General features: G+C 44.6%; 12 protein-coding genes and 1 other annotated feature. Of the genes, 11 read left to right on the forward strand and 1 reads right to left on the reverse strand.

The genetic code is table 11. The features are described 5' to 3' along the window. Positions 1–54 precede the first annotated feature (54 nt). From NYE68_RS06450 to NYE68_RS06465, 4 genes are all read left to right on the forward strand, one after another. Positions 55–1,683 carry a peptide-binding protein gene (locus tag NYE68_RS06450; protein WP_324635946.1) on the forward strand — a complete coding sequence of 543 codons (1,629 nt, stop codon included), beginning with the start codon at positions 55–57 and terminating at the stop codon, positions 1,681–1,683. A 66-nt stretch (positions 1,684–1,749) separates the two neighbouring features. Beyond that, the gene (locus tag NYE68_RS06455; protein WP_003155051.1) at positions 1,750–2,700 is read left to right on the forward strand and encodes an ABC transporter permease; all 951 of its coding nucleotides are present in this window, start codon (positions 1,750–1,752) and stop codon (positions 2,698–2,700) included. A gap of 21 nt (positions 2,701–2,721) precedes the next feature. Beyond that, positions 2,722–3,636, forward strand: a complete 915-nt coding sequence (opp4C, locus tag NYE68_RS06460) for an oligopeptide ABC transporter permease (protein ID WP_007409117.1) — start codon at positions 2,722–2,724, stop codon at positions 3,634–3,636. A gap of 147 nt (positions 3,637–3,783) precedes the next feature. Further along, on the forward strand, positions 3,784–4,536 hold the full coding sequence (locus NYE68_RS06465) for a YjbA family protein (protein ID WP_007409116.1): 753 nt from the start codon (positions 3,784–3,786) through the stop codon (positions 4,534–4,536). A gap of 32 nt (positions 4,537–4,568) precedes the next feature. On the opposite strand, the gene trpS is transcribed toward NYE68_RS06465, so the two are convergent. Further along, positions 4,569–5,561, reverse strand: a complete 993-nt coding sequence (trpS, locus tag NYE68_RS06470; RefSeq protein WP_015417209.1) for a tryptophan--tRNA ligase — start codon at positions 5,559–5,561, stop codon at positions 4,569–4,571. A 55-nt stretch (positions 5,562–5,616) separates the two neighbouring features. Further along, positions 5,617–5,828: a binding site (T-box leader), on the reverse strand. A gap of 476 nt (positions 5,829–6,304) precedes the next feature. Here trpS and NYE68_RS06475 point away from each other — a divergent pair. The 7 genes from NYE68_RS06475 to NYE68_RS06505 all read left to right on the forward strand — a co-directional run bounded on the left by NYE68_RS06475 (position 6,305) and on the right by NYE68_RS06505 (position 13,891). After that, positions 6,305–7,939 (forward strand): peptide ABC transporter substrate-binding protein, encoded by a 1,635-nt coding sequence (locus NYE68_RS06475; RefSeq protein ID WP_014417416.1) that lies wholly within the window; start codon positions 6,305–6,307, stop codon positions 7,937–7,939. Positions 7,940–8,045: 106 nt separating this feature from the next. Continuing rightward, positions 8,046–8,981: an ABC transporter permease gene (locus NYE68_RS06480; RefSeq protein ID WP_003155043.1), complete on the forward strand. Its 936-nt coding sequence runs from the start codon at positions 8,046–8,048 to the stop codon at positions 8,979–8,981. Positions 8,982–8,984: 3 nt separating this feature from the next. Continuing rightward, complete coding sequence (oppC, locus tag NYE68_RS06485) at positions 8,985–9,902, forward strand: oligopeptide ABC transporter permease OppC (protein WP_007409113.1); 918 nt, start codon at positions 8,985–8,987, stop codon at positions 9,900–9,902. Positions 9,903–9,914: 12 nt separating this feature from the next. Further along, positions 9,915–10,991: an ABC transporter ATP-binding protein gene (locus tag NYE68_RS06490; RefSeq protein ID WP_015417211.1), complete on the forward strand. Its 1,077-nt coding sequence runs from the start codon at positions 9,915–9,917 to the stop codon at positions 10,989–10,991. Next, positions 10,984–11,901, forward strand: coding sequence for an oligopeptide ABC transporter ATP-binding protein OppF (oppF, locus tag NYE68_RS06495; protein WP_012117283.1), 918 nt, complete (start codon positions 10,984–10,986; stop codon positions 11,899–11,901). The genes NYE68_RS06490 and oppF overlap by 8 nt, the downstream gene beginning before the upstream one ends. 106 nt (positions 11,902–12,007) lie before the next feature. Next, on the forward strand, positions 12,008–13,195 hold the full coding sequence (locus NYE68_RS06500) for a putative glycoside hydrolase (RefSeq protein WP_076982893.1): 1,188 nt from the start codon (positions 12,008–12,010) through the stop codon (positions 13,193–13,195). Between the two features lie 117 nt (positions 13,196–13,312). Continuing rightward, positions 13,313–13,891, forward strand: coding sequence for a GNAT family N-acetyltransferase (locus NYE68_RS06505; protein ID WP_007409110.1), 579 nt, complete (start codon positions 13,313–13,315; stop codon positions 13,889–13,891). Positions 13,892–14,045 lie beyond the last annotated feature (154 nt).

Raw genomic sequence — 14,045 nt, forward strand, 5'->3', positions numbered from 1 at the left:
ATGCCGGATTACATAACCAGTTTGCTGCATATATATCACAAAGGGGGAATTGATATGAAATTACGTAAAAGCGCACTGATGATGCTAAGTGTTTTTATGGCGCTCGCCATCTTCCTGTCAGCCTGCTCCGGCTCAAAATCCACAAGCAACGAATCCAAACCGGCAGGAAAACCGCAAAAAGGCGGAGATTTGGTTGTCGGGTCAACCGGGGAACCCACACTTTTTAATCCACTTTATTCTACCGATGTTGCAAGTTCTGATATTGAAGGAATGCTTTACAGCACATTATTGGAAACTGATGAGAAATTAAACGTCAAGCCGTCGCTGGCTGAAAAAGTGACAGAAGCTGACGGGGGATTAACGTATGATGTAAAACTGAAAAAAGGCGTTAAATTCCATGATGGAAAAGAGCTGACGGCCGATGATGTTGTTTTCACCTACAGCATCCCTCTTAACAAGGATTACAACGGTGAGCGTGGCTCGGGTTTTGAGTCCCTTAAATCCGTAACGAAAAAAGGAAAATATGAAATTCAGTTTAAAATGAAGAAAAAAGATGCCTATTTCTATAATGTCGTTCTCGACAGTTACGGCATTTTGCCTAAACATATATTGGGTAAGGTCCCGGTTGCTGATCTGGGAGAGAATGAATTTAACCGTAAAAATCCAATCGGCTCCGGTCCGTTTAAGTTTGTTGAGTGGAAAAAGGGCGAGTATGTCAAACTGGAAGCAAATGATGATTACTTTGGCGGCAGACCTTACCTTGATACAGTGACAGTCAAAACGATTCCTGATTCTAACGCTGCCGTGGCTCAGTTAAAAGCGGGGGATATTGATTTCTTCGTTGTGCCGGGCACAGATTTTGATACAGTTAAAACGTTTGGAAATGTGAAGGTCAAATCTGACCTTGGCTTAAACTACAGCTATATCGGCTGGAATGAGAAAAAAGAGATCTTTAAGGACAAAAAAGTGCGTCAGGCATTGACTTACGCTCTTGACAGGCAGGCAATGGTGGATCAAGTGCTGAACGGAGACGGTAAGGTAGCGGATGTTCCTGAGAGTCCGCTGTCATGGAATTATCCGAAGTCTAAAGTGCCGACATTTGATTATAATCCGAAAAAAGCAAAGCAGCTGCTAAAAGAAGCCGGATGGGAAGACCATGACGGTGACGGCTACCTTGATAAAGACGGAAAAAAATTCTCATTTGAAATTAAAACGAATCAAGGCAATAAAATTCGTGAAGATTTAGCTGTTGTCGTTCAGCAGCAATTAAAAGAAGTGGGAATCGAGGCTAAACCGCGAATTGTTGAATTCAGTGCGTTAATCGAACAGACAAGTGCCCCTAAATGGGATTATGACGCTCTTCTTCTCGGATGGAGTCTTGCAACGTTCCCGGATCAGTTCTCTATCTTCCATTCAAGCCAATCGAAAAACGGGCTGAATAATATCTGGTATAAAAACCCGAAAGTCGACAAGCTGCTTGAAGAAGCGAAGACAATTACAGACAGAAAAGAATACCAAAAGAAGTATGAAGAGATATACAAATTGATTGCTGAAGATCAGCCGTACAGCTTCTTATTCTATTACAATTACCACAGAGCGATGCCGAATAATTTACAAGGCTATGTATTCCACCCTAAAAATGACTTGTACAATATTGAAAAATGGTGGCTGGATCAAAAATAGCAAAAGCCCTGGAGAGGGAAGGAGGTTCCTTTCCTCTCTTATCCTATTTAAAAAGGGGACAAGAACATGGTTACATATATTTTACGGCGAACATTAATGTCCTTGCCGATTCTCTTAGGCATTACAATTTTGTCGTTTGCCATCATGAAAGCAGCGCCGGGAGACCCGATGTCACTTATGATGGACCCTACAATCAGTCAAGCGGACAGGGCGAAATTCATTGAAAAATACGGGCTGAATGATCCGGAACCTGTTCAATATGTGAAATGGCTGGGGAATATGCTGCAAGGGGATTTCGGGACTTCTATCGTCAAGAAAGGCACTCCAGTTTCTGAACTTATCTTATCCCGCTTACCGAATACGATTGTGCTTATGCTTTTCTCAACCCTTGTCGCTCTTCTTATTTCTATTCCATTTGGTGTTCTGTCAGCGAAGCGTCCTTATTCAAAATTGGATTACGGGATAACTGTTACTTCATTTTTAGGGCTTGCCATTCCGAATTTTTGGTTCGGTTTGATTTTAATCATGGTTTTATCTGTAAATCTGGGGTGGTTTCCCACTGGCGGAGTAAGCACTTTGAATGCTGACTTTAACATATTTGACCGATTGCATCACTTGATTCTGCCTGCTTTTGTGCTCGCCACGGCAGACATGGCAGGGATAACGAGATACACAAGATCCAGTATGCTTGATGTGTTAAAACAGGATTATATACGAACGGCGCGTGCGAAAGGATTCCGAGATAATAAAGTGATTTTTAAACACGGTTTGAGAAACGGACTTCTTCCTGTCATCACTATTTTTGGTCTGATGATACCGTCATTTATCGGGGGAGCGGTAGTGGTAGAACAGATTTTTACTTGGCCGGGTCTCGGCAAATTGTTTATTGATTCAGCCTTTTCGCGGGATTATCCGGTTATCATGGCCATGACGGTCATTTCAGCTGTTTTGGTTGTGGTGGGGAATTTAATTGCGGACATCTTATATGCGCTGGTTGATCCCCGCATTGAATATTAACAAAGAGAGGTGAGAGGTCAAATGTTACAGCCAAATACCGGCACACCCCCCAGCGAAGTAAAATTAAAGGAAAATATTCAATCCAAACCGGAAACAATGACGAAGATTTTTTTCGAAAAGTTCTTTCAAAATAAACTAGCTGTAATCGGAGCCGTTATATTAACCATCATCATCTTGTCAGCCTTATTCGCTTCGGTAATCGCTCCTTACTCTCCGGAGAGTCAATCTCTTATCAATCGTTTGAAGCCGCCGAGCTTAAAACATCTAATGGGAACTGATAAATTCGGAAGAGACATCTTTACGAGGGTTCTGTACGGGGCGCGCGTCTCCTTGCTTGTCGGATTCGCTTCTGTGATCGGCGCGATTACAATCGGGACAGTTGTCGGAGCCGTTGCCGGATATTTTAAAGGGATTGTCGATGCCGTTCTCATGAGAACCGTTGATATCGTATTATCCATACCTGATATATTTTTGCTTATTACACTTGTTACGATTTTCCAGCCCGGAATGGATAAATTAATTTTAATTTTCTCCCTTACAGGCTGGACAACAACGGCACGCCTTGTCCGAGGGGAGTTTTTATCGCTTCGTTCCAGAGAGTTTGTATTAGCTGCAAAGACGATCGGTACAAAAAATCATCACATCATCTTTTCTCATATATTGCCGAATGCGCTCGGACCGATTATTGTCTCAGCCACATTAAAGGTGGGAACGGTTATTTTGGCGGAATCTACATTAAGTTATCTCGGTTTCGGGATCCAGCCGCCGATCGCAAGCTGGGGCAATATGCTTCAGGATGCACAGAACTTTACGCTTATGATTCAGGCTTGGTGGTACCCGTTATTCCCAGGTTTGTTGATCCTTCTTACCGTATTGTGCTTTAACTTTGTCGGAGACGGGCTGCGTGATGCGCTTGATCCGAAAAATGTGAAATGATCTCCCGGACGGAACGGGAGATTTTTTTGTTGCGATGCAGTCGGAAATCCAGTTCCGTATTGCGGAAATCTCATATTGAAATGGAATAATTTATCTATCCCTTGCCTATACTGTGGACAACAGTTTTTATAAAGTGAGGGGTCGAATATGTTATTTCTTCATGATGTATGGGTCAATTGGTTTGAAGGGGAAGAAAACGGCTACAATGTATGCCATTTTCATGAATGGCGGAAGGAAGACACGGTTGAGCTTTTGGATCAGACGCCGCTGCTCAGAGTGCCGTCGGTATTATTTCATTACATAGAAAACGACTTATCAGAGCTTCCGAAAGAACTGCTTGACCAAGTCCACCAAAAGTCATACGTGCGAAAAAATCATGAGCGGACAAAGCTGGAGTATTGTTTTGTCGTGACAGACGGGATCGGCATCATTGCCGTGGATACGATCGGGTATACCATTCCGGTCAGAAAGAGCCGCCTGATTCCGAGACAGGAGCAGCTTGTTTATGAAATGGTAAAGGATGTAGAACCGGAATCGTTTCAATTTGAGCCGGCGCAATTGGAGTCTTCAAAGGAATATCACATTTTGTCATTGGCGCCGGAGCATGTCAGAGGGCTGACGAGAAAAGAGCGGCAGATCAAGCAGCTGATGTTTATGGCGCTCGACCAGCTGAAAGGGCTGAAAAACCGTGCGGAAATTGTGTATTGGTACACGGAATGGAATCCGCATATGTACGAGCAGATCAAACGGATGAGCTTTGAAGAGATTTGGGACATGCTTTACAATGAAACAATTGAAGGCTGGTCAGATAAACATCTTGCGTTTTGTGAGAATTTGATTAAAGGGCAGCCGTTTTTCGAAAAGCTTTGGGAAATGGAGCAGGAATCAAAAGTGAACTAAAAAAGAGGCGGGGATTCTCCCGCCTCTTTTCTTTATCTTCTTTTCCGTCCGAGACCCATGGCGTTTTCCATTTTCTTCACCATCTTGCCGGCCGTTTTGTTTGCGCGCGCCGCTCCTTCGTCGAGAATGCGGTCAAGTTCGTCGCTCTCAATTAATTCACGGTAGCGCTCTTGGATCGGTGTCAATGCGCCGATAACGACTTCGGCTAAATCGCTTTTGAATTCACCGTACCCTTTGCCTTCATATTTAGCTTCTAATTCTTCAATTGATGTGTTTCCTAAAATAGAATAGATCGTCAAAAGATTAGAAACGCCCGGTTTGTTTTCTTTATCATACTTTACAATGCCTTCAGAATCAGTCACGGCGCTCTTGATTTTCTTTTCGAGCTGCTTCGGCTCATCAAGCAGCGTGATGTATGCCTTTTGGTTCGGATCTGATTTGCTCATTTTTTTGAGCGGATCAGCCAGTGACATGATGCGCGCGCCTGATTCAGGAATTTTCACCTCAGGAATCGTGAAGATGTCATTGTATTTTTTATTGAAGCGTTCCGCCAGGTTGCGGGTCAGTTCAAGATGCTGTTTTTGATCTTCTCCGACCGGAACAAGATCCGTTCCGTACAGTAAAATATCGCCGGCCATCAGCGGCGGATAGGTTAACAGTCCTGACACGACGGCTTCTTTGCCCTTTGACTTATCTTTAAATTGCGTCATCCGCTCAAGCTCGCCGATATATGCGACGCATTGGAGCATCCACCCCGCCTGGGCATGAGCGGGAACCTCCGACTGGATAAAGAGGGTCGCTTTCTCGGGATCAAGTCCGACGGCCAGGTAAAGAGCCGCGAGATTGCGGATGTTCTTCCGCAGCTCAAGCCGATCCTGCGGTACCGTAATCGCATGCTGATCGACAATACAGAAGTAGCCGTTGTAGTCATGCTGCAAATCGACAAATTGTTTCATTGCGCCGATGTAGTTGCCGAGGGTAACGGAACCGCTCGGCTGAATGCCTGAAAAAATCGTTTTCTTCATATTTCTTACCTCATTTCTTAAAACATAATAAAAAAAGCCCATTCTTCCCGTAGAAAAAAGGGACGAATGAACCGTGGTGCCACCCTGATTATTCCATTACAATGGAATCGCTCGAGACGTTGGTAACGGAGGCTGCTCCGGCTGGGCCTACTAACGTTCGGTCAGCTGCTCAGAAGTCCATTCCACATCGCCCGTTACCTGCTCCCAGCACCGCAGACTCTCTTCAAACGGATGAAAATGTGTACTACTCTTCATCATCGCAATCACAACAAATGTATTTGATTGATCTATTATAAATCAATTATAGCCAAATGTCATCAGAGGAATACAAGCTTATTTCCAGTTTGCTTAAGGGCTGGAAATCCTCAAAAAGAACTGAAAATGCTTAAATGATAACGTATATCAACATTTCGTATAACGAATATTATATGTAAAAAGCAATATGAACTGGAAATTGCAATAAAAAAATTTAGTTAGGTCATGCTTTAAACTATAGAAGTGTATCACCTTTTTGACAGAAAAACTGACCAAATTTAAATATTTTAAATTGAGAAAATAGTATTGCAATAAATTATTCATTTCATTATAATGAACTTGTTCACTCTATTGTTACAGCTTCTTTACATAAAATAATCAGAAAAGACGGAACACAATTAAAGTTTAGAAAAATATTAAGTTATTTTGTCTGATATTTCTGAGTATTTAGTAGTAAAGGCTGAAAAATTTGATTAGGGGGTTAGTGCATGAAAAAGCGTTGGTCTATTGTAGGTTTGATGCTTATCTTCTCGCTTGTATTAAGTGCGTGCGGCGGATTCAGCGGCGGATCAGGCGGCGGTAAAAAAGACACAAAAGGACAGACTTCACTTAATATCAATATTAAAACCGAGCCGTTCTCACTGCATCCGGGTTTAGCGAATGATTCCGTGTCAGGAGGCGTAATCCGCCAGACTTTTGAAGGATTGACACGCGTAAACTCCAAAGGTGAGCCTGAAGAAGGAATGGCATCTAAAATTGAAACAAGCAAAGACGGAAAGACCTATACATTTACGATTCGTGACGGTGCGAAATGGTCTAACGGCGACCCTGTGACGGCGCAGGATTTTGAATATGCGTGGAAATGGGCGCTTGACCCGAACAACGAATCACAATACGCTTATCAGCTCTACTACATCAAAGGCGCTGAAGCTGCCAATACAGGAAAAGGCAAGATTGATGATGTAGGCGTAAAAGCCGTAAATGACAAAACATTAAAGGTTGAACTGAATAACCCGACACCTTATTTCACGCAATTAACTTCATTCTATACGTATATGCCGGTCAACAAGAAAATTGCTGAAAAACATAAAAACTGGAACACAAACGCGGGCGAAAATTATGTGTCAAACGGCCCGTTCAAAATGACGGCCTGGAAACACAGCGGTTCCATCACGCTCGAAAAGAACGATCAATATTGGGATAAAGACGCTGTGAAATTGAAGAAAATCAACATGGTGATGATTAACAATAACAACACCGAACTGAAAAAATTCCAGGCCGGTGAGCTTGACTGGGCAGGAATGCCGCTCGGACAGCTTCCGACTGAATCTCTGCCGACATTGAAAAAAGACGGATCTCTTCACGTTGAACCGATCGCAGGCGTGTATTGGTACAAATTCAACACAGAAGCGAAACCGCTGAACAATGTTAACATCCGTAAAGCCCTTGCTTATGCGATCGACCGCTCGTCCATCGTGAAAAATGTAACGCAGGGCGAACAGATCCCGGCCATGGCTGCGGTGCCGCCGTCAATGAAGGGATTCAAGGATAACACAAAAGGTTATTTCAAAGACAATGACGTCAAATCAGCTAAAGAATTCTTAAATAAAGGACTGAAGGAATTAGGCGTCAAGAATGCCTCTGACCTTCCGGCGATCAAACTGTCCTACAATACGGATGACGCGCATGCGAAAATTGCGCAGGCCGTACAGGAAATGTGGAAAAAGAACTTGGGCGTCAAAGTTGAGCTTGATAACTCCGAATGGAATGTTTACATCGACAAGCTGCACAGCCAGAACTACCAAATCGGGCGTATGGGCTGGCTCGGCGATTTCAACGATCCGATCAACTTCCTAGAATTGTTCCGTGATAAAGAAGGCGGAAACAATGATACCGGATGGGAAGATCCTGAGTTTAAAAAGCTGCTGAACCAATCTCAGCTTGAAACGGATCCGGATAAACGTATCGAAGAGCTGAAAAAAGCAGAAAAGATCTTTATTGACGCAATGCCGGTCGCGCCAGTTTATTTCTATACGGATCCTTGGGTGCAGGATAAAAACCTCAAAAATGTGATCTTGACAGGAACAGGCGAAGTTTACTTCAGAAATGCTTCTTTTGAATAAAAGACGGTTCTGAAAACAAAAGACCCAAGGTATATGGGGAGGATGTCCCCATATACCTTTCTTACTGATTAAGTATAAAATTGTAAAAAACATGGAGGTGTTCACCTTGCTGAAATATATCGGTAAACGATTCATTTACATGATCATCACGCTGTTTGTGATTGTGACCGCCACATTCTTCTTAATGCAGGCAGCGCCGGGCGGACCATTTTCCGGCGAAAGAAAGCTGCCGCCTGAAATTGAGGCAAACTTAAACGAACACTATGGCCTGGACAAGCCTCTTTTCGTTCAATATGTCAGCTACTTAAAATCTGTGGCGATGTGGGACTTCGGACCTTCTTTTAAATATAAAGGCCAAAGTGTTAATGATTTAATCAATTCAGGCTTCCCCGTCTCATTCACTCTCGGTGCAGAAGCTATTCTCCTCGCTTTAGCGTTCGGTGTGCTTTTCGGGGTGCTTGCTGCCCTGTACCATAATAAATGGCAGGATTATACCATTGCGATTTTAACGATATTTGGGATCTCAGTTCCGAGCTTTATATTGGCGACGATTTTGCAATATATTTTCTCAATTAAATTAGAACTGTTCCCGGTCGCAGGGTGGGAATCCTGGGCATACACCTTTCTGCCCTCTATTGCGCTCGCTTCCATGCCGATGGCGTTCATTGCCAGACTCTCCCGTTCAAGCATGATTGAAGTGTTAAACAGCGATTACATACGGACTGCAAAAGCTAAAGGACTTTCCCGTCCGTCAGTCACCGTGCGCCATGCGCTGCGAAACGCGCTTTTGCCGGTCGTGACATATATGGGGCCGATGGCGGCATCCATTTTAACGGGGAGTTTCATCATTGAATCCATTTTCGGAATTCCCGGTTTAGGCGCGCATTTTGTAAACAGCATTACAAACCGTGATTATACGGTCATTATGGGAGTTACCGTGTTCTTCAGCGTGCTCCTGCTTTTATGCGTATTAATTGTAGACGTGCTGTACGGATTAATCGATCCGAGAATCAAGCTTTCCAAAGCAAAGAAAGGAGCCTAGACCATGCAGAACATTCCTAAAAATATGTTTGAACCAGCTTCAGCTAATGCCGGCGATGCCGAAAAAATAAATAAAAAAAGCCTTTCCCTCTGGAAAGACGCCATGCTCCGCTTCCGCAGCAATAAGCTTGCGATGGTCGGGTTCGTACTGATCGTTCTTATTATTCTGATGGCGATTTTTGCGCCTGTCTTTTCAAGGTATGATTATGCCACTACCAATCTATTAAATGCGGATAAAGCGCCGTCGAAAGATCATTGGTTCGGCACGGATGACCTTGGAAGGGATATATTCGTCCGGACATGGGTGGGCGCGCGGATTTCCATCTTTATCGGTGTCGCAGCTGCCGTGCTTGATTTATTAATCGGCGTAATCTGGGGCAGCATTTCCGGATTCCGCGGCGGACGCACAGATGAAGTGATGATGCGCATCGCCGACATTCTGTGGGCTGTTCCTTCATTATTAATGGTTATTTTACTGATGGTTGTCCTGCCGAAAGGATTGCTGACCATTATCGTCGCCATGACGATCACGGGCTGGATCAATATGGCGAGGATCGTCCGCGGACAGGTGCTGCAATTAAAGAATCAGGAGTATGTGCTTGCTTCACAGACACTCGGCGCCAAAACCGGCCGGCTTTTGTTTAAGCATATCGTTCCGAACGCGATGGGCTCTATCCTCGTAACGATGACACTGACGGTTCCGACGGCGATTTTTACAGAAGCGTTTTTAAGTTATTTGGGCCTCGGCGTACCTGCGCCGCTTGCGAGCTGGGGAACGATGGCCTCAGACGGATTGCCTGCATTAACCTATTACCCTTGGCGTCTGTTCTTCCCTGCCGGCTTTATCTGCCTGGCGATGTTCGGCTTTAACGTTGTCGGCGACGGGTTAAGAGACGCGCTGGATCCTAAGTTACGCAAATAAGGAGTGATATGAGTGACACGTTTGCTAGAAGTAAAAGACTTAGCCATTTCATTTAAAACATACGGCGGAGAGGTACAGGCAATCCGCGGCGTGAATTTCCATTTGAATAAAGGAGAGACGCTGGCGATCGTGGGAGAGTCGGGTTCCGGAAAAAGTGTGACCTCCCAAGCGATTATGAAGCTGATCCCGATGCCGCCGGGCTACTTTAAAAGAGGACAGATTCTTTTTGACGGACGCGATATCGTGCCGATGTCTGAAAAAGAAATGCAGGCCATCAGGGGAAAGGACATCGGAATGATTTTCCAAGATCCGATGACCTCTCTGAACCCGACGATGAGAGTCGGCAAACAAATTACGGAAGTGCTTTTCAAACATGAAAAAATCTCAAGTGAAGCCGCGAAAAAGCGCGCCATAGAGCTGCTTGATCTCGTCGGGATTCCGATGCCCGAAAAACGGATCGGCCAATTCCCCCATGAATTTTCAGGCGGGATGAGACAGCGTGTCGTCATCGCGATGGCGCTTGCGGCAAATCCGAAACTGTTAATTGCCGATGAACCGACAACAGCGCTTGATGTGACGATTCAGGCACAGATCCTTGAGCTGATGAAAGATCTGCAAAAGAAAATTGATACGTCTATCATTTTTATCACGCATGATCTCGGCGTTGTCGCCAATGTCGCCGACCGGGTCGCTGTCATGTACGCGGGTCAGGTCGTCGAATCGGGCACGGTGGATGAAATCTTTTATGATCCGCGCCATCCGTATACGTGGGGGCTGCTTGCCTCAATGCCTAGCCTGGACAGCACCGATCAGGAAAAACTGACGGCTATCCCGGGCACGCCGCCTGATCTGACGAACCCTCCGAAAGGGGATGCATTTGCGCTCCGCAGCTCATATGCGATGAAAATTGACTTTGAACAGGAACCGCCGATGTATAAAGTGTCTGATACGCATTTTGTGAAATCGTGGCTTCTGCATCCTGATGCGCCTAAGGTCGAGCCGCCTGAAGCGGTGAAGGCTAAACTCCGTCAGCTTCCGAATACGTATCAGCATCCTGTTTTAATGAAGGAAGGTGAAAAAAATGACTGAGAAGCTTCTCGAAATCAAACACTTAAAACAGCATTTTTTCACGCAAAAAGGAACGGTAAAGGCCGTAGATGATTTGTCATTTGATATTTATAAAGGCGAAACGCTCGGCCTTGTCGGAGAATCGGGCTGCGGTAAATCAACGACGGGCCGCAGTATTATCCGGCTGTATGAGGCAACCGGCGGGGAAGTTCTCTTTAATGGGGAAAATGTGCACGGGAAAAAATCCCGCAAGAAACTGCTGGAGTTTAACCGGAAAATGCAGATGATTTTCCAGGATCCGTACGCATCTTTAAATCCGAGAATGACAGTCGCCGACATTATTGCCGAGGGAATAGATATTCACCGCCTGGCAAAAACGAAAAAAGAGCGGATGCAGCGGGTTCACGAACTGCTGGAAACGGTCGGTTTAAATAAAGAGCACGCCAACCGCTACCCGCATGAATTTTCGGGCGGACAGCGCCAGCGTATCGGAATCGCCAGAGCGCTGGCGGTTGATCCGGAGTTTATCATCGCGGACGAACCGATTTCGGCGCTTGATGTCTCGATTCAGGCGCAAGTCGTCAATTTAATGAAAGAATTGCAGAAAGAAAAAGGGCTCACTTACCTGTTTATCGCCCATGATTTATCAATGGTCAAATACATCAGCGACCGCATCGGCGTCATGTATTTCGGAAAATTGGTGGAGCTTGCGCCGGCGGATGAGCTTTACGAAAACCCGCTTCACCCATACACGAAATCATTGCTGTCCGCTATCCCGCTCCCTGATCCGGACTATGAAAGAAATCGTACGCGAAAGAAATACGATCCGTCCATTCATCAGCTGCAAGACGGAGAAAAGATGGAATTCAGAGAAGTGAAACCGGGACACTTTGTTATGTGCACTGAAGATGAATTTAAAACCTACCTATAAACGTATCATCCTCCAAGACTCAGTCTTGGAGGATTTTTTTGCGCACATTCAAGTTTATTAAGCCTGCTCCCGTTTTTCTATAATGGAAAAAAAGGGGGAGATCAGTATGAAAACCATTTTGTGCGCCATTTGTGCGGGACTGTTTATCAGTGCAGGTGCTTATCCGGCCCACGCCGCTGCGAAAGAGGAGCAGCCGCTTGTAAAAATAGCGCTGGCCGAAAAAGAACTGCCGAAATCAAATGCACGGTTCGCTTATCCGTCAGGGCTGCATTTTTCACATCCTGATAAGGTGCGGGGCATTTACGTCACAGGGCATTCAGCGGGAGGAAGCAAATTCGGGGAGCTGACAGACTTTGTGGACAAAACGGAGCTCAATACAATGGTGATTGATGTCAAGGATGACAACGGAAACCTCACCTTTAAGCCGGACGGCCATTCTGAGTATGCCAAAATCGCCAAGCCGTACATCAAAGACCCAAAAAAGATGATGAAAAAGCTGGAGGAAAAAAAGATCTATCCGATCGCGCGTATTGTCGTATTTAAAGACAGCGAACTCGCGAACAAAAAGCCGGAGTGGTCCTTTAAAGAAAAAAACGGAAGTGTCTGGAAAAACGGCCGCGGCGAATCGTTCGTCAATCCGTTTATGAAAGAAGTATGGGATTACAATGTAAAGATTGCAAAACAAGCCGTAAAGATGGGTTTTCAAGAAATTCAATTTGATTATGTCCGTTTTCCTGAAGGATTTGAAAAACGTGATGACGAACTGACATACGGACACGGCGATTACGGAAAAACAGCAGACAGCAATGTGCAAAAACGCGTTCACGCCGTCACCGATTTTGTCGGTTATGCGAAGAAAAAACTCAAGCCGTACGGCGCGGATGTGTCGGTTGATATTTTCGGCTATTCAGCCACGCTGCCGGAAGCGCCTGGGATCGGCCAGAATTTCAGCAAAATTTCAGAACAGGTCGATGTCATTTCATCCATGATTTATCCGAGCCATTGGACAAGCTATTTCGGCATTGATAAACCGGATCTTGAGCCTTACAAAGTCGTCAAAGAATACGCGAAGGTGGAACATAAAAAACTGTCTAAGCTGAAACACCCGCCTGTATCGCGTCCGTGGCTTCAGGACTTCACGGCATCATATCTCGGCAGCGGAAATTATCAAAAGTACGGAAAACGCCAGGTGGAAGACCAGGTTAAAGCGCTGCATGATGAAGGAATTGACGAATTTTTATTGTGGGACGCGGCAAACCGCTATACCAAAAACGTCGATTACACACCATTTTAAAAAAATTGAAACCATGTTAAAGGATCACACGTCTTAATAGATGTAAGATTGTTTAAACAATCGGAAATGGGGTATATCTAAAAGTGTGAAGACAACGAACCCATAAGGAGCAAATGAATGAACTGGTACGAAAAGCTGAGTGAATATTTTCCGATTGAAGAAATGAAATCAAAAGCGCATATGGAAGCTCTGTTAAAGGAGCAAAGCGATGTTTATCATAAAGAAGAGGGGCAGTACCACGTGCTGATGTATGCGGAATTTGACTCTTTCATCTTTATTGATTACCTGTTTGTGTCAAAGAAATCCAGAGGACAAGGCCTCGGAAGCAAGCTGATCGGCAGGCTGAAAAAGAAAAACAAGCCGATTCTGCTTGAGGTGGAGCCTGTTGACGAGGATGACACGGATACACAGAAACGCTTGCGTTTTTATCAAAGAGAGCATTTCAAGCACGCGCAGTCAATCGGGTATCGGCGCCGGTCATTGGCTACGAATGAAGTGAACAAAATGGAGATTCTGTACTGGTCACCTAAGACGGAATCAGAAGAAGAAATGTTTGAAGCGATGAAACAGACATATGAAAACATTCACACTTATAAAGATGAAAAATGGTACGGAGAATCATACGAAAAAACGGATGAAGTTCTCAAAGTCATTGATGAGAAAAAACGAAAAAACATTTTCGATCAGCTGAGCTAATTGAGAATGGGGAAACATCCGCCAGCCGTAAATTTGCCGGATTGACACATTTTTTTCTCAGGAGACTGTTCACACTTACTTTTTTATAGTATAATACCTATAAAGATTCCTTTTTTAAAGTTATTTCAATTTGAGAATACAACATGTTCATCCT

Source organism: Bacillus sp. FSL R5-0447, assembly GCF_038606125.1.
GTDB lineage: Bacteria > Bacillota > Bacilli > Bacillales > Bacillaceae > Bacillus > Bacillus velezensis.